This is a genomic window from Niallia sp. 01092 (assembly GCF_052318935.1).
GTDB lineage: Bacteria > Bacillota > Bacilli > Bacillales > Cytobacillaceae > Niallia.
This window is the reverse complement of the sequence record NZ_JBQRKO010000002.1, coordinates 195,775-214,647: the sequence shown is the minus strand read 5'-3', so window position 1 is coordinate 214,647 and position 18,873 is coordinate 195,775. Positions and strand designations below refer to the sequence as shown.

Annotated in this window: 20 protein-coding genes and 1 riboswitch; of the genes, 15 read left to right on the top strand and 5 right to left on the bottom strand. The window is 34.3% G+C overall.

From position 1 onward, the window contains the following. The first annotated feature begins 85 nt into the window (after nt 1-85). The 7 genes from sigX (at nt 86) to ACTXGU_RS02940 (ending at nt 7,026) form a co-directional block, all read left to right on the top strand. A complete protein-coding gene (gene sigX, locus ACTXGU_RS02970) occupies nt 86-637 on the top strand; it encodes an RNA polymerase sigma factor SigX (RefSeq protein ID WP_443480007.1) in 552 nt (183 codons plus the stop codon). Continuing rightward, nucleotides 609-1,778 carry a hypothetical protein gene (locus tag ACTXGU_RS02965; protein ID WP_443480006.1) on the top strand — a complete coding sequence of 390 codons (1,170 nt, stop codon included), beginning with the start codon at nt 609-611 and terminating at the stop codon, nt 1,776-1,778. The genes sigX and ACTXGU_RS02965 overlap by 29 nt, the downstream gene beginning before the upstream one ends. Before the next feature lie 458 nt (nt 1,779-2,236). Continuing rightward, entirely contained in the window at nt 2,237-2,959 is a 723-nt protein-coding gene (locus ACTXGU_RS02960) for a M23 family metallopeptidase (RefSeq protein ID WP_443480005.1), read from the top strand. Nucleotides 2,960-3,172: 213 nt separating this feature from the next. Continuing rightward, nucleotides 3,173-4,207: a sulfate ABC transporter substrate-binding protein gene (locus ACTXGU_RS02955; protein ID WP_443480004.1), complete on the top strand. Its 1,035-nt coding sequence runs from the start codon at nt 3,173-3,175 to the stop codon at nt 4,205-4,207. 33 nt (nt 4,208-4,240) lie between these two features. Beyond that, nucleotides 4,241-5,083: a sulfate ABC transporter permease subunit CysT gene (gene cysT / locus ACTXGU_RS02950; RefSeq protein ID WP_443480003.1), complete on the top strand. Its 843-nt coding sequence runs from the start codon at nt 4,241-4,243 to the stop codon at nt 5,081-5,083. A gap of 12 nt (nt 5,084-5,095) precedes the next feature. Continuing rightward, nucleotides 5,096-5,968, top strand: a complete 873-nt coding sequence (gene cysW, locus ACTXGU_RS02945) for a sulfate ABC transporter permease subunit CysW (protein ID WP_443480002.1) — start codon at nt 5,096-5,098, stop codon at nt 5,966-5,968. 11 nt (nt 5,969-5,979) lie between these two features. Next, the gene (locus ACTXGU_RS02940) at nt 5,980-7,026 is read left to right on the top strand and encodes a sulfate/molybdate ABC transporter ATP-binding protein (RefSeq protein ID WP_443480001.1); all 1,047 of its coding nucleotides are present in this window, start codon (nt 5,980-5,982) and stop codon (nt 7,024-7,026) included. Nucleotides 7,027-7,434: 408 nt separating this feature from the next. On the opposite strand, the gene serA is transcribed toward ACTXGU_RS02940, so the two are convergent. After that, nucleotides 7,435-9,009 carry a phosphoglycerate dehydrogenase gene (serA, locus tag ACTXGU_RS02935; protein ID WP_443480000.1) on the bottom strand — a complete coding sequence of 525 codons (1,575 nt, stop codon included), beginning with the start codon at nt 9,007-9,009 and terminating at the stop codon, nt 7,435-7,437. A 289-nt stretch (nt 9,010-9,298) separates the two neighbouring features. Further along, nucleotides 9,299-9,435: riboswitch (FMN riboswitch) on the top strand. A gap of 171 nt (nt 9,436-9,606) precedes the next feature. Between serA and ACTXGU_RS02930 the strand changes: the two genes are divergently transcribed. Beyond that, nucleotides 9,607-10,179, top strand: a complete 573-nt coding sequence (locus ACTXGU_RS02930; protein WP_443479999.1) for an ECF transporter S component — start codon at nt 9,607-9,609, stop codon at nt 10,177-10,179. Between the two features lie 41 nt (nt 10,180-10,220). On the opposite strand, the gene ACTXGU_RS02925 is transcribed toward ACTXGU_RS02930, so the two are convergent. Next, nucleotides 10,221-10,469, bottom strand: a complete 249-nt coding sequence (locus ACTXGU_RS02925) for a ferredoxin (RefSeq protein ID WP_443479998.1) — start codon at nt 10,467-10,469, stop codon at nt 10,221-10,223. 249 nt (nt 10,470-10,718) lie between these two features. Between ACTXGU_RS02925 and ACTXGU_RS02920 the strand changes: the two genes are divergently transcribed. From ACTXGU_RS02920 to ACTXGU_RS02900, 5 genes are all read left to right on the top strand, one after another. Continuing rightward, nucleotides 10,719-11,765 (top strand): helix-turn-helix domain-containing protein, encoded by a 1,047-nt coding sequence (locus ACTXGU_RS02920; protein ID WP_443479997.1) that lies wholly within the window; start codon nt 10,719-10,721, stop codon nt 11,763-11,765. Further along, nucleotides 11,762-13,270 (top strand): RecQ family ATP-dependent DNA helicase, encoded by a 1,509-nt coding sequence (locus tag ACTXGU_RS02915; RefSeq protein ID WP_443479996.1) that lies wholly within the window; start codon nt 11,762-11,764, stop codon nt 13,268-13,270. The genes ACTXGU_RS02920 and ACTXGU_RS02915 overlap by 4 nt, the downstream gene beginning before the upstream one ends. After that, complete coding sequence (locus ACTXGU_RS02910; protein ID WP_443479995.1) at nt 13,263-13,859, top strand: lysostaphin resistance A-like protein; 597 nt, start codon at nt 13,263-13,265, stop codon at nt 13,857-13,859. The genes ACTXGU_RS02915 and ACTXGU_RS02910 overlap by 8 nt, the downstream gene beginning before the upstream one ends. A 255-nt stretch (nt 13,860-14,114) precedes the next feature. Continuing rightward, nucleotides 14,115-15,005 (top strand): LysM peptidoglycan-binding domain-containing protein, encoded by an 891-nt coding sequence (locus ACTXGU_RS02905; protein ID WP_443479994.1) that lies wholly within the window; start codon nt 14,115-14,117, stop codon nt 15,003-15,005. 161 nt (nt 15,006-15,166) lie between these two features. Further along, nucleotides 15,167-15,625 carry a DUF2663 family protein gene (locus tag ACTXGU_RS02900; RefSeq protein ID WP_443479993.1) on the top strand — a complete coding sequence of 153 codons (459 nt, stop codon included), beginning with the start codon at nt 15,167-15,169 and terminating at the stop codon, nt 15,623-15,625. Nucleotides 15,626-15,686: 61 nt separating this feature from the next. Here ACTXGU_RS02900 and ACTXGU_RS02895 read toward each other — a convergent pair whose 3' ends face one another. From ACTXGU_RS02895 to ACTXGU_RS02885, 3 genes are all read right to left on the bottom strand, one after another. Beyond that, nucleotides 15,687-16,256, bottom strand: coding sequence for a manganese catalase family protein (locus ACTXGU_RS02895; protein ID WP_443479992.1), 570 nt, complete (start codon nt 16,254-16,256; stop codon nt 15,687-15,689). A 93-nt stretch (nt 16,257-16,349) separates the two neighbouring features. Then, a complete protein-coding gene (locus tag ACTXGU_RS02890) occupies nt 16,350-16,613 on the bottom strand; it encodes a spore coat protein CotJB (protein WP_443479991.1) in 264 nt (87 codons plus the stop codon). Continuing rightward, nucleotides 16,610-16,837, bottom strand: a complete 228-nt coding sequence (locus tag ACTXGU_RS02885; RefSeq protein WP_443479990.1) for a spore coat associated protein CotJA — start codon at nt 16,835-16,837, stop codon at nt 16,610-16,612. Before ACTXGU_RS02885 ends, ACTXGU_RS02890 begins: the two co-directional genes overlap by 4 nt. Before the next feature lie 153 nt (nt 16,838-16,990). On the opposite strand from ACTXGU_RS02885, the gene ACTXGU_RS02880 reads away from it, so the two are divergent. Together ACTXGU_RS02880 and ACTXGU_RS02875 are read left to right on the top strand one after the other, a co-directional pair. Continuing rightward, nucleotides 16,991-17,773 (top strand): metallophosphoesterase, encoded by a 783-nt coding sequence (locus ACTXGU_RS02880; RefSeq protein ID WP_443479989.1) that lies wholly within the window; start codon nt 16,991-16,993, stop codon nt 17,771-17,773. Nucleotides 17,774-18,137: 364 nt separating this feature from the next. Continuing rightward, nucleotides 18,138-18,719, top strand: coding sequence for a genetic competence negative regulator (locus tag ACTXGU_RS02875; RefSeq protein WP_443479988.1), 582 nt, complete (start codon nt 18,138-18,140; stop codon nt 18,717-18,719). Nucleotides 18,720-18,873 lie beyond the last annotated feature (154 nt).

Below are 18,873 nucleotides of genomic sequence, written 5' to 3'. Positions count from 1 at the left end.
AGCTTAAGTTTTTATATTATTTTTTTTAAAATGAAACTAATCGCACCTTAAATACGACTGATTTTATGAACGGGGAGGGAAAGAGATGAACTCCGTTTTTGATGAAATATATAATAAGTATCATCATGACGTTTTTCAATTTTTATTTTATATGGTAAATCATAAAGAAACAGCGGAAGACTTAGTACAGGAAGTGTATATTCGTGTATTAAAGTCGTATCACCGGTTTGAAGGGAAAAGTTCAGAAAAAACATGGTTATTCAGTATTGCACGTAATGTTGCAATCGATCATTTTCGAAAGCATAAAAATATAAAAAGCAGAATGATGGAGAAATTTGATTGGTCCAAACAGCAAATTAAGGCAGATGATGTATTGCCAGATGAACTAATGCTGCAATCGGAAGAAGTGAAGAATATTTATAAAGCTTTAAAAAAATGTACGATTGATCAACGTTTAGTTATTGTCATGCGATTTATTCAAGAACACACTATAGCAGAAACTGCGGAATCGCTAGGATGGACAGAAAGTAAAGTGAAAACAACACAACATAGGGCATTAAAAGTATTAAGAAAGCAGATGGAGAAAATCAGCAGAGAGGAGGACAGCGATGATGAAACAATCAAAATGGAGCGATGAACAACTAACCAACCTTTTAAAACAACTTCCTTGCTTAAAGGATGAACGGCACCCGACAACAGTTTATCAGCAAATAATAGCAAAACAAAAAAAGCATCGGCGCCGAAACTGGATGCTGCCTTCTATCGCAACAATATTCTCATTGTTTCTTTTTGTTGTTATTATAAATAGCATCATGAATGAGGGAACAAGATCAAGTGAAAAAAAATCTGCTTTGCAAGATCGTAATCTGGCAACAATACAATCTGAAGAAAAGATGACAAAAGCAGAAAATCGAGGATCAACCTTTGATCTTGCGAATACAAAGGATGTTCAGTTAGAAACAAATGCGGTTTATGGAGATGATATAAAAGGCAAGGAAGTTCTGACATATCCAATCCCAGATGAAAACTTACAAGTTGTCGTACCTGTAAGTATTCTTGTCGATAATCAGCAATACGCAAACAAATTTGACTTATATAAGAATTATATGAAAAAGTTATCCGAGGATAGCTGGAATTTAAAGGAGTACTATCCTATTAATGCCGATATTTCCTTTAATTCCAATAAAAAGGCGGTAATAGTGAATGTAGAACAAGCGCCTTCTGCCTTTACATCTGCTGGAGATCATTTTTATTCTGCGATATTAAATGAACAACTACATGCTGTAGATGCCAAAAAGGTATTGTTTTTTACAAAAAATAAACCTGGGATTATTTTTGGAAACTGGGGAGAAATAAGATCGCATCATTACCAAGAGTTGGAGAATAGAGGGTACTTTCTACTTCATACTGGAAGCGAAGCTAATAATATTTATTATGTTCCTTCGTTTGATTCATATGACACCATTGAGAAAGCTTTTTATGATATGCAAAATGATCAAAAAATGTTAGGACTTTCTGCATCTTTGCCTAATACGATACATGTTGAAAAAATAACGAGCAACCATTCCAAAAAACAATTAATCGTTTTTTTTACAAAAGATAGTAAGTTTGAAGAAAATCTTACTACGATAAGAGCGATTGAGGCAATTTTATTAACCGCAAAGGATTTTCATTATTCATCTGTAAAATTTGAAAATACGAGAATAAAACAAATAGGAAGATTTATCTTGTCAAAAGAAGTAAAAGTTCCTGTTGCTGCAAATAAAAGAGGTATTTAATTAAAGTAAAACTTCCATCATGGGTAGGAAGAAAACTCCTACTGATGGAAGTTTTACTTTTTTATGTATAGATTCCCTATCAATAGAAATAATAAACTTTGTTCCTTCATAAGCTGCTTCTTATCAATCACTACTATTGTTTTGGAAGGCTGTTTTCGTATAGAATGTTGCTTTTAAACTCGCAGCCTGAATACACTTCGCTTTCCGCGGGCGAGCGTCGAGCCTCCTCGTTGCATACACTCCTGTGGGGTCTCGTCTTTCTCGCATTCCCACAGGAGTCTACGTGTATTCAGTCTGCTGAGTACTTCTTCTCCCATTTTTTTACGTAAAAAACAACAAACTTTGAGAAAACAGCCTTTTGTAATATAACTTTTTTCATGCCTAATAAGGGTATAAGAGGTTAGCAGACAAAAATAGTTGTTCTGCGATGTATTTTTAAAGTGAAAAAGGAGGAAAGCATGATAGAGTCCATAAGGAGACTGCTAATAGCAGCAATTATGCTTCAATTTATTAGTTTATTGTTAGGGAGTAGCCGATCAGAAGCAAGTTCCATTTCTATTTCAGAACGTACAAAAGATTGGATATGGCCGAGTGATGGAGTTATTTCAGATCTATTTAATTCAAGAAATGGTCATCATAAAGGGATTGATATTGCTGGAGAGCTTGATTCTCCAATCTATGTGGTGGACGATGGAAGAGTTGTAAAATCTTATCTTTCTAAGTCATATGGCAATGTTATTTTTGTAAAGCATCATAATGGAATGGAGACTGTGTATGCCCATTTAAATAAACGTAAAGTCAAAGAAAATGAAACAGTGGAAAAAGGCGATATCATTGGTATGATGGGGAACACAGGTGAATCATCAGGAGTTCATTTGCATTTTGAATTACATAATAAAAAGTGGACGATAACTAAAAAAAATGCAGTTAACCCTATTTTAGCATTAGGAAATGTTGAGGTAGGCCAAAGCGTTCATGCCACACATCAGAAAAAGGACAAGTATGCTGCCTATCAAAAACAACGAGAAAACGATGTAGTTCAAGCTACAAAAGAAATAAAAAGAATGGAAGCATATCATAACCCAAAAAAAGCCACCCAAACAAAAAATAGTTTTATCGATTTTATCTTAGATGAAAACACGTATTCACTTTTGTTCCCGATAGTAGTGAAATTTTTGTAGATAATTTGTAATAAATGTAGGGATAATGAAAAAATATAAAAAAACCTAGTTGACAACTATGAATAATAAGGATTATTATGGATTAATAAAAATAATAGTACTTTAGATGCTGATTAGACAAACTAAAGGCATATTACCAGATTAGCTAAGATGGTAATATGCCTTTTTTTACGGCATTAACCAAGTACATAGATCAAATTAGGAGGATTTAAAATGAAAAAAAGCATTATTTTATTGTTATCAACTATCTTACTAGTTGGAATTTTGTCTGCTTGCGGCAAAACAGAGAAAACAACGACAAAAAAATCGAAAGAAAATGTGGAATTATTAAATGTATCTTATGATCCAACAAGAGAGCTTTACCAAGAATTTAATAAAGCATTTGCTGAAAATTGGAAAGAAAAAACTGGGCAAACTGTGACAATTAAGCAATCGCATGGAGGATCTGGAAAGCAAGGACGAGCTGTAATAGATGGGTTAGAAGCAGATGTTGTAACCTTGGCTCTTGCGTATGATATTGATGAAATCTCGCAAGTTGCTAATCTATTAGATGAAAATTGGCAGAAACGGTTACCGAATAATTCCACACCATATACGTCTTCTATTGTATTTCTTGTGAAAAAAGGAAATCCTAAAGGCATAAAAGATTGGAATGATTTAATTAAAAAAGATGTATCTGTCATTACCCCCAACCCAAAAACATCTGGTGGTGCAAGATGGAACTATTTAGCGGCATGGGCATATGCAAAACAAGCAAATGGTGGAGATGAAGGAAAAGTAAAAGACTTTATGAAAAAATTGTACCAAAATGTAGAGGTATTAGACTCCGGGGCGCGGGGAGCTACGACAACCTTTGTAGAACGCGGAATTGGCGATGTTCTTATTGCATGGGAAAATGAAGCCTATTTAACATTAAAAGAGTTTGGTTCCGATAAATTTGAGATCGTCAATCCTTCTATCAGTATTTTAGCCGAACCGCCTGTTGCAGTAGTAGATAAAGTAGTGGACAAAAAAGGTACAAAGAAAGTGGCAGAAGCTTATTTAAACTATTTGTATACAGAGGAAGGCCAGGAAATTGCAGCTAAGAATTTCTATCGCCCTCGAAATAAAGAAGTTTTAAACAAATATAAAAATCAATTTGCAGATATTAATTTAGTAACAGTAGATGGAGAATTTGGCGGTTGGAAAAAAGCGTCAGAAACACATTTTAATGATGGTGGCACATTTGATGAAATTTATCAACCGTAATTTAATAGAATAGATGAAAAAAGTTGGTGTGGTATGGAAAAAGTAATCATAAATAAGAAGCCAAGACGAAAATCACATATTCCAGGGTTTGGATTTACGTTAGGGTTTACGTTGATTTATTTATCCTTAATCGTTCTCATCCCATTATCGATGATATTTTTAAATTCTTTTTCAAATGGATTCGATGAATTTTGGGGCATTATTACAGAACGAAGGGTATTGGCATCTTATAAATTAAGTTTTCTAACAGCGTTTGCAGCCGCCTTTATTAATGCGATATTCGGTTTATTAATAGCTTGGGTGCTAACAAGATATCAATTTCCAGGAAAAAGAATAATAGATGGTCTTGTTGATTTGCCATTTGCCTTGCCAACTGCAGTAGCCGGCATAACACTAACAACGCTTTATGCTGCTAACGGTTGGATTGGTCAATTTTTTAACTTCAAAATAGCATTCACACCTGTTGGAATCATCATTGCATTAGTTTTTATCGGATTGCCGTTTGTTGTAAGGATGGTACAGCCAGTTTTAGAAAATATCGAGGCAGAAGTAGAGGAAGCATCCGCTGCGTTGGGGGCTGACAGATTTCAAACTTTTTTCAGAGTGATATTGCCGGAGTTGATTCCGGCAATCATCACTGGATTTGCGCTCTCTTTTGCCCGCGCTTTAGGAGAATATGGATCTGTTGTTTTTATATCAGGCAATATGCCGTTTAAAACAGAAATATCCCCATTAATAATCATGACGAAGCTGGAGCAATATGATTATAAAGGTGCTACTGCTGTTGCGGCAGGGATGCTGATCATTACGTTTATTATTTTGTTTTGTATTAATTTTCTTCAATGGTGGAGCAATCGGAAATATTTAAGCAGGTAGAGGAGAATAAAAATGGATGCAAATATACAAATTTCTACGAAACCTTTAATAAATAATCTTGCTGTAAAAAAAGATCCAGTTTTTATACAGTGGATTTTAATATCTATCGTTCTAGTATTTTTAAGTCTTTTTCTCATCGTTCCGTTAGCTGCTATTTTTGTTAAAGCTTTTGAAAAAGGAATTTCGGTGTATGTAGAAGCAATTTCTAATCCAGATGCTATTGCAGCCATAAAACTTACGCTTTTAATTGTGGCTATTACAGTGCCAGTAAATACTATTTTTGGTGTCATTGCAGCTTGGGCGATTTCAAAGTATCAGTTTAAAGGAAAAAATCTTCTCCTAACATTAATAGATTTGCCATTTGCCATCTCACCAGTTATTGCAGGTCTTATCTTTGTTTTATTATTCGGTCTTCATGGCTTATTTGGACCATTTTTGCTGGAACACAATATAAAGATTATTTTTGCTGTTCCTGGTATTGTTTTAGCAACACTTTTTGTTACGGTTCCATTTATTGCGAGGGAATTAATTCCTATCATGCAAAATCAAGGAACTTCCGAAGAGGAAGCATCCATTATTTTAGGGGCAAGTGGTTTAAAAACATTCTTTTATGTTACCCTTCCTAATATTAAATGGGCTTTGATTTATGGCATGATTTTGGCAAATGCAAGGGCAATAGGGGAGTTTGGCGCAGTTTCGGTCGTTTCAGGCCATATAAGAGGAATGACCAATACGATGCCGCTTCATATAGAAATTTTATACAATGAATATCAATTTTCTGCATCCTTTGCCGTTGCATCGCTTATGTCCATTTTTGCGATTATCACTTTGATTATTAAAAGTTTTATTGATTCAAAGAAAGAGGACAACATGTTTACACGTTAGGAGGGGAAGATTTGAGCATTATTATCGAAAATATTTCAAAAAACTACGGAAGTTATGAAGCCCTGCAAGATATTAATTTGCAAGTCAATACAGGTGAACTTGTTGCCTTATTAGGTCCATCGGGCTCAGGAAAAACATCTTTGCTGCGTATTATTGCGGGATTAGAATATCAAGATAGTGGCAGTATAATTGTTCATAATCAGAATTTTTCAGATACGCATGTAAAAGATCGAAATGTAGGTTTTGTTTTCCAACATTACGCATTATTTCGCCATATGACTATATTTGAAAATGTTGCCTATGGCTTAAAAGTAAAACCAAAAAAATATAGAAAAACAAAAAAAGAGATAACAGCCAAAGTAAATGAACTATTGGAGCTTGTTAAATTAAACCAATATGCTGATCGGTTTCCTTCTCAATTGTCTGGCGGACAAAGGCAGCGGGTTGCTCTAGCAAGAGCATTAGCAGTAGAACCGAATATTTTATTGCTGGATGAGCCTTTTGGCGCTTTAGATGCCAAGGTTCGAAAAGAATTAAGACGTTGGCTGCGAAAATTGCATGATGAATATAAAATTACGAGTATATTTGTAACACATGACCAAGAAGAGGCGTTGGATGTGGCTGACAGAGTCGTGATAATGAATGAAGGGAAAATTGAACAAATTGGTACACCGGAGGAAGTATATGAATTTCCAGCTAATCCTTTTGTATATGACTTTTTAGGAAGTGTCAATATATTTAAAGGTCATATAGAAAAAGGGAAGTTATCTTCAGGAAGTGCAAAGTTTGACATTCCAGTTCACTTAGCAGGAGAAGATGGAATAGGGTATGTCAGACCACACCATTTTATTATTGAACATAAATATTCGGATAGCAGTTCTATTAAAACAGTAATACATCATATTCAAAAAGTAGGAAGTGTCGTTCGCCTAGAAGTGTCGAGAACAGATATACAGGGAAGTTTAGAGGTAGAGATAACAAATGAACAATTCAGTGCTTTAAAAGTGAAAAAAGGCGACGTGGTATATGTTAGACCAAGGGAAATAAAAGTATTTTAAATGCAGCAATCAAAATAATATATGTTTACAAAGAGCCAGCTCTTCTAATTGAAAAGCTGGCTCCTGTCTTATTGTAAAGACTGTTTTCGTATAGATTGTTGTTTTAAACTCGCAGCCTGAATACACTTCGTCCGTTTAGCGAGCGTCGAGCCTCCCGTCGCATACGCTCTGCTTAAGTCTCGTCTTTCTCGCATTCCGACAGGAGTCTACGTATATTCAGTCTGCTGAGTACTTCGTCTTCCATTTTTTTACGTAAAAAACAACAAACTTTGAGAAAACAGCCATTGTAAAAAAGATTTTTTATTATAGGCTCTGTTAAACTTGCCTGATGATTGCAGCGAGAGGCACTCGCTTTCCGATCCAATCAACAAAGTATCAAAATCAACAATTAGCTTTAACACAGCCTTATTATAAAATAATACGAATTAAAGAAGTAATATCATCAAGTTGATTAATAGCTGCAATAGAGCTGTCTTCGATTGGTTTATCAAATGAAAGAATCATGATCGCTTCTCCGCCAGCTTCTTTACGGCCTACTTGCATCGTTGCAATATTTATAGAGCAGTCTCCAAGAATTTTACCAACTCTTCCGATCACGCCTGGTTTATCCATATGCTGAACATATATTAAATTTCCTTCAGGGTTAAAGTCAATATGGAATCCATTTAAGTAAACAACTCGCGGCCCATAGTTTTCAATATACGTTCCTTTAACAGTAAAACTAGTATGCTCTCCTTTTGCTGTTACGGTGATTAAGTTAGAGTAGCCATACGTGTTATTGGCAATTTTTTCGCCAACTGTAATGCCTCGATCTTTTGCTGTTAATAATGCATTTACTTCATTAACGTATACATCCACACGGTTTCCAAAGAATCCAGAGATCATTGCTTTGGAAAGATAAGTAGTTTCTAAGTCAGTAACAGAACCAGAATAAGTAATTGTAATTTCTTGAATGCCTTGTTGCATACATTGAGATAGGATAGAACCCATTTGTTTTGCTAATTGATGGAACGGTTTTATTTTTTCAAAAATATCTTTGGATAAAGCAGGTAAATTAATAGAGTTTGCAACAGGTTTCCCTTCTAGGTATACCCGAACTTCCTGTGCTACTTGAGTTGCTACATTCAGTTGTGCTTCGTTTGTTGATGCACCTAAATGTGGTGTAACAACTACGTTGTCTAGATTCACTAATGGGTTGTCAATTGGCGGCTCCACCTCAAATACGTCAATAGCTGCTCCTGCTACATGGCCATTTTCAATGAATTGAGCAAGCGCTAACTCATCAATAATGCCCCCGCGGGCACAATTGAGGAAGTAAACCCCTTTTTTCGTTTTTCGTAGAGCCTCTGTGTTTATTAATCCTTTTGTTTCGGGAGTTAATGGTGTATGAACGGTAATAATATCCGCATTTTTTAACAATTCATCTAAAGAACAGGCTTTTACTCCTTGCTGGTCGGCTCTTTCTTTTGTTAAGAAAGGATCATAAACATCCACACTCATACCAAACACTTTTGCACGTTTAGACAATTCAGAACCAATTCTGCCGAAACCGATAATACCAAGAGTTTTGCCGTTTAATTCAGTTCCAACAAAAGCAGTTCGTTTCCATTCTAGATTTTTAACGGATTGATGTGCTTGTGGAATTTTTCTCATCAAGGAAGCCATCATTGCAAAAGTATGCTCAGCAGTGGAAATAGTATTTCCGTCCGGTGCATTAACGACAATAACCCCTCTTTTTGTTGCTGCGTTGATATCAACATTATCTACGCCAACACCAGCACGAGCAATAATCTTTAGGTTAGGCATTTGTTGAAGAAGTTCATCAGTAACGGTCGTTGCACTTCTGATTAGTAAAGCATCAATCAAAGTTAAATCAACATCGGGATTATCGGTCTTTTTTTGAATAATGTTTACCGATTGCATTTCTAATAAAGGCTGTAATCCGATTTCGCTAATTGCGTCTGCTACTAAAATTTGATACATTTTCTCTTCACCTGCCATAACGTAGTATTATGTCTTTAAGAGTAAAATCAGTTGTCCTATTTTATTATTGTTGATTATTTTTTATTTCTCAAGACCTAATGTGAAAGTTTGGACCAAAATATATAAAAATAACAGAAAATAAACAAAAATTAATAATTTCTACTATAAAAGCAAAGGAACAAATTATAGAATATATAATTTATACATAAATCCGGTGAGTTTAATGCTAACTTCTTCACAGAATGATGTTTATTTTGTATAATAATATATGTATTTAAAATTAATATTGATCTATCTTCGGGGCAGGGTGAAATTCCCGACCGGCGGTGATGAAGGGTGGCCTTCAAAGTCCGTGAACCTATTTCGGTAGGTTGATTTGGTGAAAATCCAAAACCGACAGTACAGTCTGGATGGGAGAAGATGGAGGTTCTGCACCGTTCAAAATATATATATACGAACGTTTGTTTAGCATACCTTTATAACTCTCCCTCAAGTGTACTATGACTTGGGGGTTTTTGGGGTTTATTTAGGCTGTGTGAACAATGCTAGAATCTTTCTTCTTTAGGTGAGATGGATCCTGAAAAGGAGAAGAGGAAAATGAGAAAAAAGATGAATGTAAGAACTTATGTATCGGTTGGGATGTTAAGCGGTTTAGCTTATGTTTTAATGATGCTTAATTTTCCGATACCGCCATTTCCAAACTGGCTGCTCATTGATTTTAGCGATGTACCTGCATTAATTGCGGCGTTAATCTTTGGACCTGCTGCTGGTATTTTAGTAGAATTAATCAAAAATATCATCGATTATTTTATCACAGGAAGCGAAACTGGCATTCCAGTTGGACATATGGCAAACTTTCTTGCTGGTGTATCCTTTATACTTCCAAGTTATTATATTTATCAAAAAATGAAGTCCAAAAGAGGAATGGTTGTCGGACTAATAATCAGTACGCTGTCAATGACTGTGGCGTTAAGTTTATTTAATTATTTTGTCCTTTTGCCAGTATTTATAGAATTAACGAAGTTCCCGATGGATATTAGAGAAACAGTAATAAAAGGTATTTTGCCTTTTAATCTATTAAAAGGTGTCATCATTTCTGCAATCTTTATGCTTATTTTTACTAAAATGAGTGTATGGATTCAAAAACAAATACAATATCGAAATGTATAAAGAAAAAGGAAGCTGGTATTCATACCGCTTCCTTTTTTCTACTATTCAAATTTAAGTGCGTCGCCTTCAAACGGCTCGTCAGCTACTTTAATTGAATCTGTTGGGCAGCCTTCAAAAGCATCTAACATATCATCTAATAAAACTTCAGGAACTTCTGCAGTACCTTCATTATCATCTAAAGTAACAAATGCAAGGCCTTCATCATCATAATCATAAATGTCTGGTGCAGCAGCTCCACAAGCTCCACACGCAATACATGTGTCTTTATCTACGATAGTATATTTTGCCATGAGTCGCAAAACCTCCAATATTTTTAGTAAAGTGATATTCATTGTTTACAAATGATACTACTCACTATTACCCTATTGTAAAACTGAATCTACAACTTTTCAATAAAAAATAAGTAGTTCTTTTATAAGTAAGGTAATTTTCTTTCATTTTCCTTGTGTAAATTGTCGAAAAAATACGATTTCATGATAGAATATAGGTATAATTTTTACAAATATCGGTCATACCATCATTTAAAGGAGAAGCGTTATATGTCCTTTATGGAGACATTAGTATTACATTGTATGCAAATAATAAATGGGGAAAGAACGATTTATTCTATTTTACACATGTTAAATGGAAAAAAATCATCTCAAACGATCCAAGATATTCATCTTTTTCAATTAACAGCATTATTTCAAACATTTCCATCTTTAACACGGGCAGATTTTGAAAAAGTTATAACAAAGCTTGAAGAAAATGGGTGGATACATAAAGTCAGTGATCAGCATTATGTCGTGAAAAAAGAAAAATATAATAAGATAAAAGATTTATTGCAAAAGTGCCCGATTCCCCGTTTAAAAGGTTGGAGATACTATCAATTGACAACTGTTTTCTGGGAAAGGCTTTCCTTGTTTGTGCAAGTAACTTCCCATCTTGCTGTAAGTAAAGTCCGCTATCTTCCTGTTCAAAGAGATCGTTTCGTTCAAGATTGGCTAAAGGAAACCATTTATTCCGTAAAAATTCCACGAAACGAGTTAAGTAAACAGCTTTATAAAGAAATAATCGAATGTCTGGAAAAAATAGAAGGGGATCCACGATATTTAATCGTTCGATTGACAGGAGTGGATTATGTAGGATTGACTTCTCAGCAGGCAGCAGAACAATTACAGATGGATCATGACTATTATCATGTATGTTTTTTATCTATTCTTCATTATATGATAGAACGAATTATCGAAAATGAGCAACGTTTCCCTTTATTGAAGAAAATGATAAATACCAATTCTCATTTTTTATCACTGACAAAATCAACTGCAACAACATATGAGTATTTGCAATTAGGATATTCAGTAGAAGAAATTTGCCGTATTCGTCAATTAAAACAAAGTACCATTGAAGATCATATAGTCGAAATGGTATTAAATATTCCTTCATTCCTTATTAATGAATTTGTTGCAGAAGACAAAATAAAACAGATTGAAAATTGTGCGAAGCAAACCTCCTCCAAGTCATTAAAACAGTTAAAAGAAAGATTAGCGAATGTAAGTTATTTTGAAATACGAGTTGTTTTAGCAAGGTTAGGGGATAAGTGGTGAATTTAGAAAAAAGTTTACAACAATTATTTCATTTTGATGCGTTTAGACCTGGGCAAGAAGAAGTGATTGCTTCTATTTTAGAAAGCAATCATACATTGGCTATGCTGCCAACTGGAACAGGGAAATCTCTATGCTATCAATTTCCAGGAATGTTGCTGGAAGGTATAGTAATTATTATTTCTCCATTGCTTTCATTAATGCAGGATCAAGTAGAACAGATGAAAATGAATGGGGAAAAAAGAGTGGTTGCTTTAAACTCCTTTTTGTCAAAATCAGAAAAAAATGATGTGCTGCAAAATATAAGGAAATATAAGTTTTTGTTTATCTCTCCAGAAATGATAAGTAATGACCATGTATTAGCGGTATTTAAATCATTAAAAATTAGTTTATTTGTTATTGATGAAGCACATTGTATTTCGCAATGGGGCTATGATTTCCGCCCAGAATACCAAAAAATTGGATTTGTCAGAAAGGAATTAAACAACCCTGTTACGTTAGCTTTAACAGCAACGGCAACAGAAGAAATTAGAAACGATATAAAAGAATCATTGTTTTTACAAGAAGTGAAAGAAGTGGTTTATTCGGTTAATCGCCCAAATATTGCTCTTTCAGTGGAAAAACTCTTTTCTTTGAAAGAGAAAATGAACCGATTAGTACATTTAGTACAAACATTACAAGGTCCTGGAATTATTTATTTTTCCAGCAAAAAAATAGCGGAACAAACTGCAGCATATCTTCGCGAAAAAAGCAAAGTGAATTGTACGAGCTATCATGGAGGAATGACACAGGAAGATAGAATCCTCATTCAACAGCAATTTCTTCATGGACAGTTAGACATTATTTGTGCAACTAGTGCATTTGGAATGGGTATTAACAAAGAAAATATTCGTTTTGTCATCCATTTTCATATGCCTTCCCAGTTTGAATCGTATCTTCAAGAAATAGGCCGTGCTGGAAGAGACCAACTTCAAAGCATTTCCATCCTTTTATATACGCCTGGAGATGAATTTATTGCCTACCAATTAGCAGAGATGGAATGGCCTTCTGAACTGCAAATAAAACAGCTGGAAATGTCTCTGTTACAGTATAATAAGTATGATGATTGGGAAAAGTCAGAAAAAAACTGGTTAGAGCATCATTTTTCTGAAGTCCAGTGGCGTGTGTTAGAAGCGTACATTCAATCGGAAAAACACGACATGTCCTTGTTATTAAAAAAACTGCATGCTTATAAACGGCACCGCACTATTCGTTTAGAAAACAAGAAACAAAAAATAGCTGGTTTTTTAAATTGGATTCATGCTGAACATTGTCGAAGAATATTGATTACAACGTATTTTGCAGAAGAAAATAAACCGTCATTTTCACAAAAATGTTGTGATAAATGCGGCTTAGATATGTCCGACTATGATAAGAGTCGCACAATAAATTTGAACCACTCCCATATAGAAAACTGGAAAGAGCTTTTAGCGCGAATTCTTTTAAAAAGTGAGTGGTCAAATGAATAAAGAAAGATATTTTCACATGATCAATCAATTGTCAGATAAAGAATTAGTTAAGCATTTATATTTTACACAACTATTATTATTGATTGTATCCGTCATTTTAGGTATGTTTGTTTTTAAATTGGATCTGTCGTTTTTTACACTATTTCGGTTTCATTTCAATCATTTTTTAATTGGTTTAGCGTCTGGTGTAGTCATCGTGGCAATAGATATTCTTTTCATGAACATTTTACCTGAAAAATATCAAGATGACGGCGGGATAAATCACCGTATTTTTACTGGCAGAAACCCATTTCATATTATGATTATTGCAGCGGTGGTTGCTATTAGCGAAGAGATTTTGTTTCGAGGCATAGTACAAACAAAATTAGGTTTGTTAATCAGCAGTGTCATTTTTGCGATTATTCACTACCGATATTTATTTAATCGTTTTTTATTTGCAAATATTATTGTATTAAGTTTTCTGATGGGGTATTTATTTCAAATAACGAATAATCTTTCAGTTACAATTATCATGCATTTTACTATCGATTTCCTGCTAGGAATGATTATCAGATATAAACTGTTTGGCTATAAAAAGAGTACTAATTAAGAAAGGCTGTTTTCGTATAGATCGTTGCTTTTAAATTCGCAGCCTGAATACACTTCGTCCGTTTAGCGAGCGTCGAGCCTCCTCGTCGCTATACGCTCCTGTGGGGTCTCGTCTTTCTCGCATTCCCACAGGAGTCTACGTGTATTCAGTCTGCTGAGTACTTCTTCTCCCATTTTTTTAGTGGAAAACAACAAACTTTGAAAAAACAGCCTTAAGAAAAAACAGAAAAGAATAAATAGTTAGGGAAGGGATGTTATGACGAAAGAAGATCCTTATCGAGTGCAGGCAGAAAAGGGAAAAAAGAGAATCTCTCGTATAGATAAATCGGTGGAACAAACGGCAGCTGCAATAGAAGCAGAAAATGAGAATGAAAAATTTCCACCTAGAAGCAGAGTTCATCGTAATAAAAGAAAAAAGAAGAAATTAAAAACACCTATCATAACTTTATTAGTTTTTATCTTCATTTTATTGCCTATTAGTTTGTTAGTTATTAATAAAACTATTTCTGAGCGTTGGTTCTCTAACATTGTTCCAGTGGATTCGTCGTCTGATCAATTTGAAAAAGTCGATATACAACAAAATGAAGAAGATGCGGAGACGATTGAAGCAGCAAAGGAAAAAGAAGGAGATAAAACAGAAGAGTCTGTGAAAAAAGAAGATGGCATAAACGAAAAAGCAGAAGAGAAAATAAATAATGACAACAAGCATCAAAATGAAAAGAAAGAAATTGACCGTACAGATAAAGGTGCAAATCAAATAACGAATAAACAAGCAGATAAGAACGAAAGCAAAACGGTTCAATCAGAGGAAAGTTCCTTAAATAAAAAGACAAAACAAGTTGCAAAAGAGAAAGGAACAAAAAACGAATCGCTTCCTTCTTATCAAGACCCTAAATCTGAATTCGTTGAGACTAAAACGGAACCAAAAGAAACTAAAACCGAACCCAAAGACCGTAAAACCGAACCCAATTCTTCTGTAGGCGAAGCATCGGAAGGAAAAGTGAAATATCATACCGTACAAAAGAACGAAAATTTATATCGAATTTCGTTGAAATATAATGTAAGTGTAGAAATAATAAAAGAAGCAAATCATTTACAAAGTAATGAAATACGACTTGGTCAAATTTTAAAAATCCCTCTTCCATAAGAAGAAAAAGCGCAGCCTCCTTGGTCATCGCCGTTGGAGCTAGGCAGTTATCTAACTTATAATTCTGATTAGACCAAAATATTATTCTAACTTGTCCTATAGCCTCATATATTTTTATATGCCGAATAGAAAAGGTTTGGATAGGAAAGGAAGAGTAGGTTATGGAAGATTATATACAAAAGTTAGATCATGATACGGATGAAGCAACAAAAGCGATGCTGCAAAAATTGGTTGAAAAGAAGCGGAAATATGATGGATTAAAAAAAATACATTTGTTTATTATGTGGTTGACTATTTTTTTAACATTTGTTTATACATACTGGTTCTATAAACAAGTTGCTGTTCCTTATAATTATTCCTTTGCAGCAATGTTTTCCGTTCTTGTTCAAGAAAATGTTCATTTATATGCAATGCTGCTTATTATTGGATCTTTCGGTTTTATGAATATATTAAAACAGAAAAAAGAGAAAGCGGAAAAAGAATTCCATGAACTGCGCTGTGAAATAATTGATAAAAGTAAAGATTTATGGAAAAAAGAAGAAGCGTGGAAAAATCGTCATCAAGTGTTTAACATGATGAAACAGCAATATGACATTAATTTATTTCATGAAACGAAATGAAGAGAGCCATCATATAACATTAAAACGAATGCTATATGATGGCTTTCTTTTTATTAATTTATTAAAAAAATTTTTTTCGATCACGCTCTTCTTTTAATATTTCCACTGCTTCTCGAAAACGCTGCGAGTGGATAATTTCTCTTTCACGTAAAAAACGTAGACTGTCATTTATATCAGGATCATCACTCATATTAATAATCCATTGATAAGTTGCTCTTGCTTTTTCTTCTGCAGCAATGTCTTCATACAAATCAGCAATTGGATCGCCTTTTGCTGCAATATAGCTGGCAGTCCACGGAACCCCGCTTGCATTTTGGTAAAATAGTGCATGATCATGATTAACATAATGTTCCCCAAGTCCTGCTGCTTTTAATTGGTCTGGAGTCGCATCTTTGGTTAGTTTATAGATCATGGTAGCAATCATTTCGAGATGAGCAAACTCTTCTGTTCCTATATCTGTCAGCAGGCCAATAACACGATCAGGAATGGAGTAGCGTTGGTTAATATATCGGAGAGCTGCCGCTAGTTCGCCGTCTGCCCCACCATATTGTTCAATGAGAAATTTTGCTAACATTGGATTACAGGTGCTCACTTTTACAGGATACTGTAATTTTTTTTCATATAACCACATATGATATATGTCTCCTTTCTAAAGATAAAAGCACTTTTTGAGTCATGTGAACATTTTTCTTCAGAGCTGTTCAAGCCGCTTCCGCTTTTCTAATTACACTTGCCAGGGCCATGGTGTAGAATCCCAATCCCATGGAGTTCCGGAGTAACTATTTCCAAATTGAAGTAATGGACCATACTTGCTTTCATATAACTTTTTAAATTTTTCTCTTTCTTGTACATAGTGGTTAAATTGATTGATGGCATCTTCGTCATGGTGGTGTATATCTAAGTATAGGGTTAATTCAACTAGGACAAAATCAACTGCCTGTAGCTGTTCTAACAACTGATAATATTCTGCTGGCAGTTGTTTCGTCATGATCTATCTCCTTCCCTTTTTTCATAGGGGCTATAATAAGGATCATAAAATGCCTTCCATAAAGTCCCTGCTCTTAAAGCTTCCATTGGGGAAAATTGTGGCAAATTTGGTGGTTGAAAACCCATGTATAAATTCGGTGGAGTGGAATACGTTTTTGTTTTCATAGGCGGACATGGATCATTTGGGCTTATATAAGGATGATATTGTTTATAAAACGAACTCATAAAAAAGTCCTCCTTTAAAATGTTATAATCTTTAAATAATATGAAAATATTTCTATTTCATGCTTTTCTTTTTAATGAGCTTTTATGTTTTTAATGGAGAGTTTGTAAAATAAAATGAAAATTTGCTAACGAGCAAGAGGAGAGGAAAAATAAATGGGAATTTTTATTCTATTAATGCCCTTAATAATAGTTGGAGGATGGATCGTCTCGAAAATGTATCAAGAGGCTCATGAAAACAATATAAAATATGAAATGCTTTATTTTCCGAATTTTCCCCGTTCTTTTAAAGAAGTTTCGATGTTTTTTATTTCAGATATACATAGAAGACGTATTGCAGATAGTGTAATAGAGGAAGTAATAGGTATTGTAGATATGGTGATAATTGGTGGAGATTTATTGGAAAAAGGAGTTAGTTTTCAGCAAGTAAAAGAAAATATTCAAAAGTTAAAAAAAATCGGAGACGTATACTTTATTTGGGGAAATAATGATTATGAAGTGAATACAGATCATTTGAAACAATTATTGTCAGAAGAAAAGGTAATCATACTAGACAATAAAGCAGTAACCTTTCATTCGGAACAATGCGAAGAATGGTCTTTAATTGGAATTGAAGATTATTCTATGGAAATGGATGATTTAGAAAGCACTCTAAAAGAAGTGAAGAAGGAAAATTTTAAAATTTTGTTAAGTCACAATCCGAAGATTATAAAAGAAATAAAAGAAGAGGATCAAATTACATTCGTTTTAAGCGGACATACACATGGTGGTCAAATAAGAATTTTTGGTTTTGGTCCATATGAGATTGGAAGAACAAAAGTTATTGGCGATACAACGATATTAACCAGCAACGGCTATGGAACAACCTCCGTATCACTGCGCCTGGGAGCAAAACCAGAAACACATGTTATTAAAATAAAAAATACACTAGATCAGTAAAATTTTAATTAAGGAAGTTCAAAAAGTCATTAAATGAAAGCCTCTAATTTCTTTGTTTTATAGGAAATTATAAACGAAACGGAGTTGTGGATAACTTAGCGGTTGGGTCCGCATCTAGCTCCAGCGCCTAGCTCTTGTGAAAAATAACCCCATGCCTCTAAAAGTAAAAAGCACTTTTTGAGTCATGTGAACATTTTTCTTCAGAGCTGTTCAAGGCGCTTGCGCTTTTGTTCTTGGCTGCTGCTAATTGGTTTCCTTTTTAATACACACTTATACATGACATGTTCATTTAAAACGAATCACCCTTTTCTTTCTGCTTCATAAGCTACAGTAAGAGTTTTTTCAAGGAGCAGGAGGCAATGTCATGCGCTTAGAGAGATTAAATTATAACAGAATAAAAATACATCTGACTTTTGATGACTTATATGAACGTGGCTTAACAAAGGATGATATTTGGAAAGACTCGATGAAATGGCAGTATTTTTTTCATGAAATGCTAGAGGAAGCAAATGATCAGTTCGGATTAGAAATAAATGGTTCTGTTGCAGTGGAAATTTTTTCTTTAAAAGCACAGGGAATGGTTATGATATTAACGATGAGCGATCAAGAGAATGACGAAGAGGAACTCTTAAATGAAGGGTTTTTGGAAATGCAGGTAACCGTAGAAGAAACAGTCGATATGCTATTTGAATTTAAGGAATTAGAAGATGTAATACAAGTATGCAAGCAGCTCGACCATGTAGGCTTTAAAGGTGGATCCCTTTATTGTAAAGATGGAATTTATTATATATGTTTTGCTGATGTAATGACAAAAAGAGAAGAGCAAATGGTAGCGTTATTAGGGGAGTATGGAGAATGTTCCTTAACTAGTGTTTATCTTATACAAGAATATGGAAATACAATTTGTGAAAACAAAGCTATTGAAATCATAACAACCTATTTTTAAATGAACTGGAGCAAATTCCCTTATAAGAGCAGCATAATTGTTCTTATATAAAGGCTGTGTTAAAGCTAATTGTTGATTTTGATACTTTGTTGATTGGAGCGGAAGGCGTGAGACTCCTGCGGTGAAAAGCGAGTCAAAGGGAGACCCCGCAGGC

What these genes read in the sequence shown, in the direction of transcription:
- ACTXGU_RS02900 (WP_443479993.1), top strand. Translation starts at nt 15,167, where the DNA reads ATGGAAGATTATATACAAAAGTTAGATCATGATACGGATGAAGCAACA.
- ACTXGU_RS02960 (WP_443480005.1), top strand. Translation starts at nt 2,237, where the DNA reads ATGATAGAGTCCATAAGGAGACTGCTAATAGCAGCAATTATGCTTCAA.
- ACTXGU_RS02920 (WP_443479997.1), top strand. Translation starts at nt 10,719, where the DNA reads ATGTCCTTTATGGAGACATTAGTATTACATTGTATGCAAATAATAAAT.
- ACTXGU_RS02895 (WP_443479992.1), bottom strand. Translation starts at nt 16,256, where the DNA reads ATGTGGTTATATGAAAAAAAATTACAGTATCCTGTAAAAGTGAGCACC.
- ACTXGU_RS02875 (WP_443479988.1), top strand. Translation starts at nt 18,138, where the DNA reads ATGCGCTTAGAGAGATTAAATTATAACAGAATAAAAATACATCTGACT.
- ACTXGU_RS02880 (WP_443479989.1), top strand. Translation starts at nt 16,991, where the DNA reads ATGGGAATTTTTATTCTATTAATGCCCTTAATAATAGTTGGAGGATGG.
- serA (WP_443480000.1), bottom strand. Translation starts at nt 9,009, where the DNA reads ATGTATCAAATTTTAGTAGCAGACGCAATTAGCGAAATCGGATTACAG.
- cysW (WP_443480002.1), top strand. Translation starts at nt 5,096, where the DNA reads ATGGATGCAAATATACAAATTTCTACGAAACCTTTAATAAATAATCTT.
- ACTXGU_RS02925 (WP_443479998.1), bottom strand. Translation starts at nt 10,469, where the DNA reads ATGGCAAAATATACTATCGTAGATAAAGACACATGTATTGCGTGTGGA.
- ACTXGU_RS02910 (WP_443479995.1), top strand. Translation starts at nt 13,263, where the DNA reads ATGAATAAAGAAAGATATTTTCACATGATCAATCAATTGTCAGATAAA.
- ACTXGU_RS02930 (WP_443479999.1), top strand. Translation starts at nt 9,607, where the DNA reads ATGAGAAAAAAGATGAATGTAAGAACTTATGTATCGGTTGGGATGTTA.
- cysT (WP_443480003.1), top strand. Translation starts at nt 4,241, where the DNA reads ATGGAAAAAGTAATCATAAATAAGAAGCCAAGACGAAAATCACATATT.
- ACTXGU_RS02965 (WP_443480006.1), top strand. Translation starts at nt 609, where the DNA reads ATGATGAAACAATCAAAATGGAGCGATGAACAACTAACCAACCTTTTA.
- ACTXGU_RS02905 (WP_443479994.1), top strand. Translation starts at nt 14,115, where the DNA reads ATGACGAAAGAAGATCCTTATCGAGTGCAGGCAGAAAAGGGAAAAAAG.
- sigX (WP_443480007.1), top strand. Translation starts at nt 86, where the DNA reads ATGAACTCCGTTTTTGATGAAATATATAATAAGTATCATCATGACGTT.
- ACTXGU_RS02890 (WP_443479991.1), bottom strand. Translation starts at nt 16,613, where the DNA reads ATGACGAAACAACTGCCAGCAGAATATTATCAGTTGTTAGAACAGCTA.
- ACTXGU_RS02885 (WP_443479990.1), bottom strand. Translation starts at nt 16,837, where the DNA reads ATGAGTTCGTTTTATAAACAATATCATCCTTATATAAGCCCAAATGAT.
- ACTXGU_RS02955 (WP_443480004.1), top strand. Translation starts at nt 3,173, where the DNA reads ATGAAAAAAAGCATTATTTTATTGTTATCAACTATCTTACTAGTTGGA.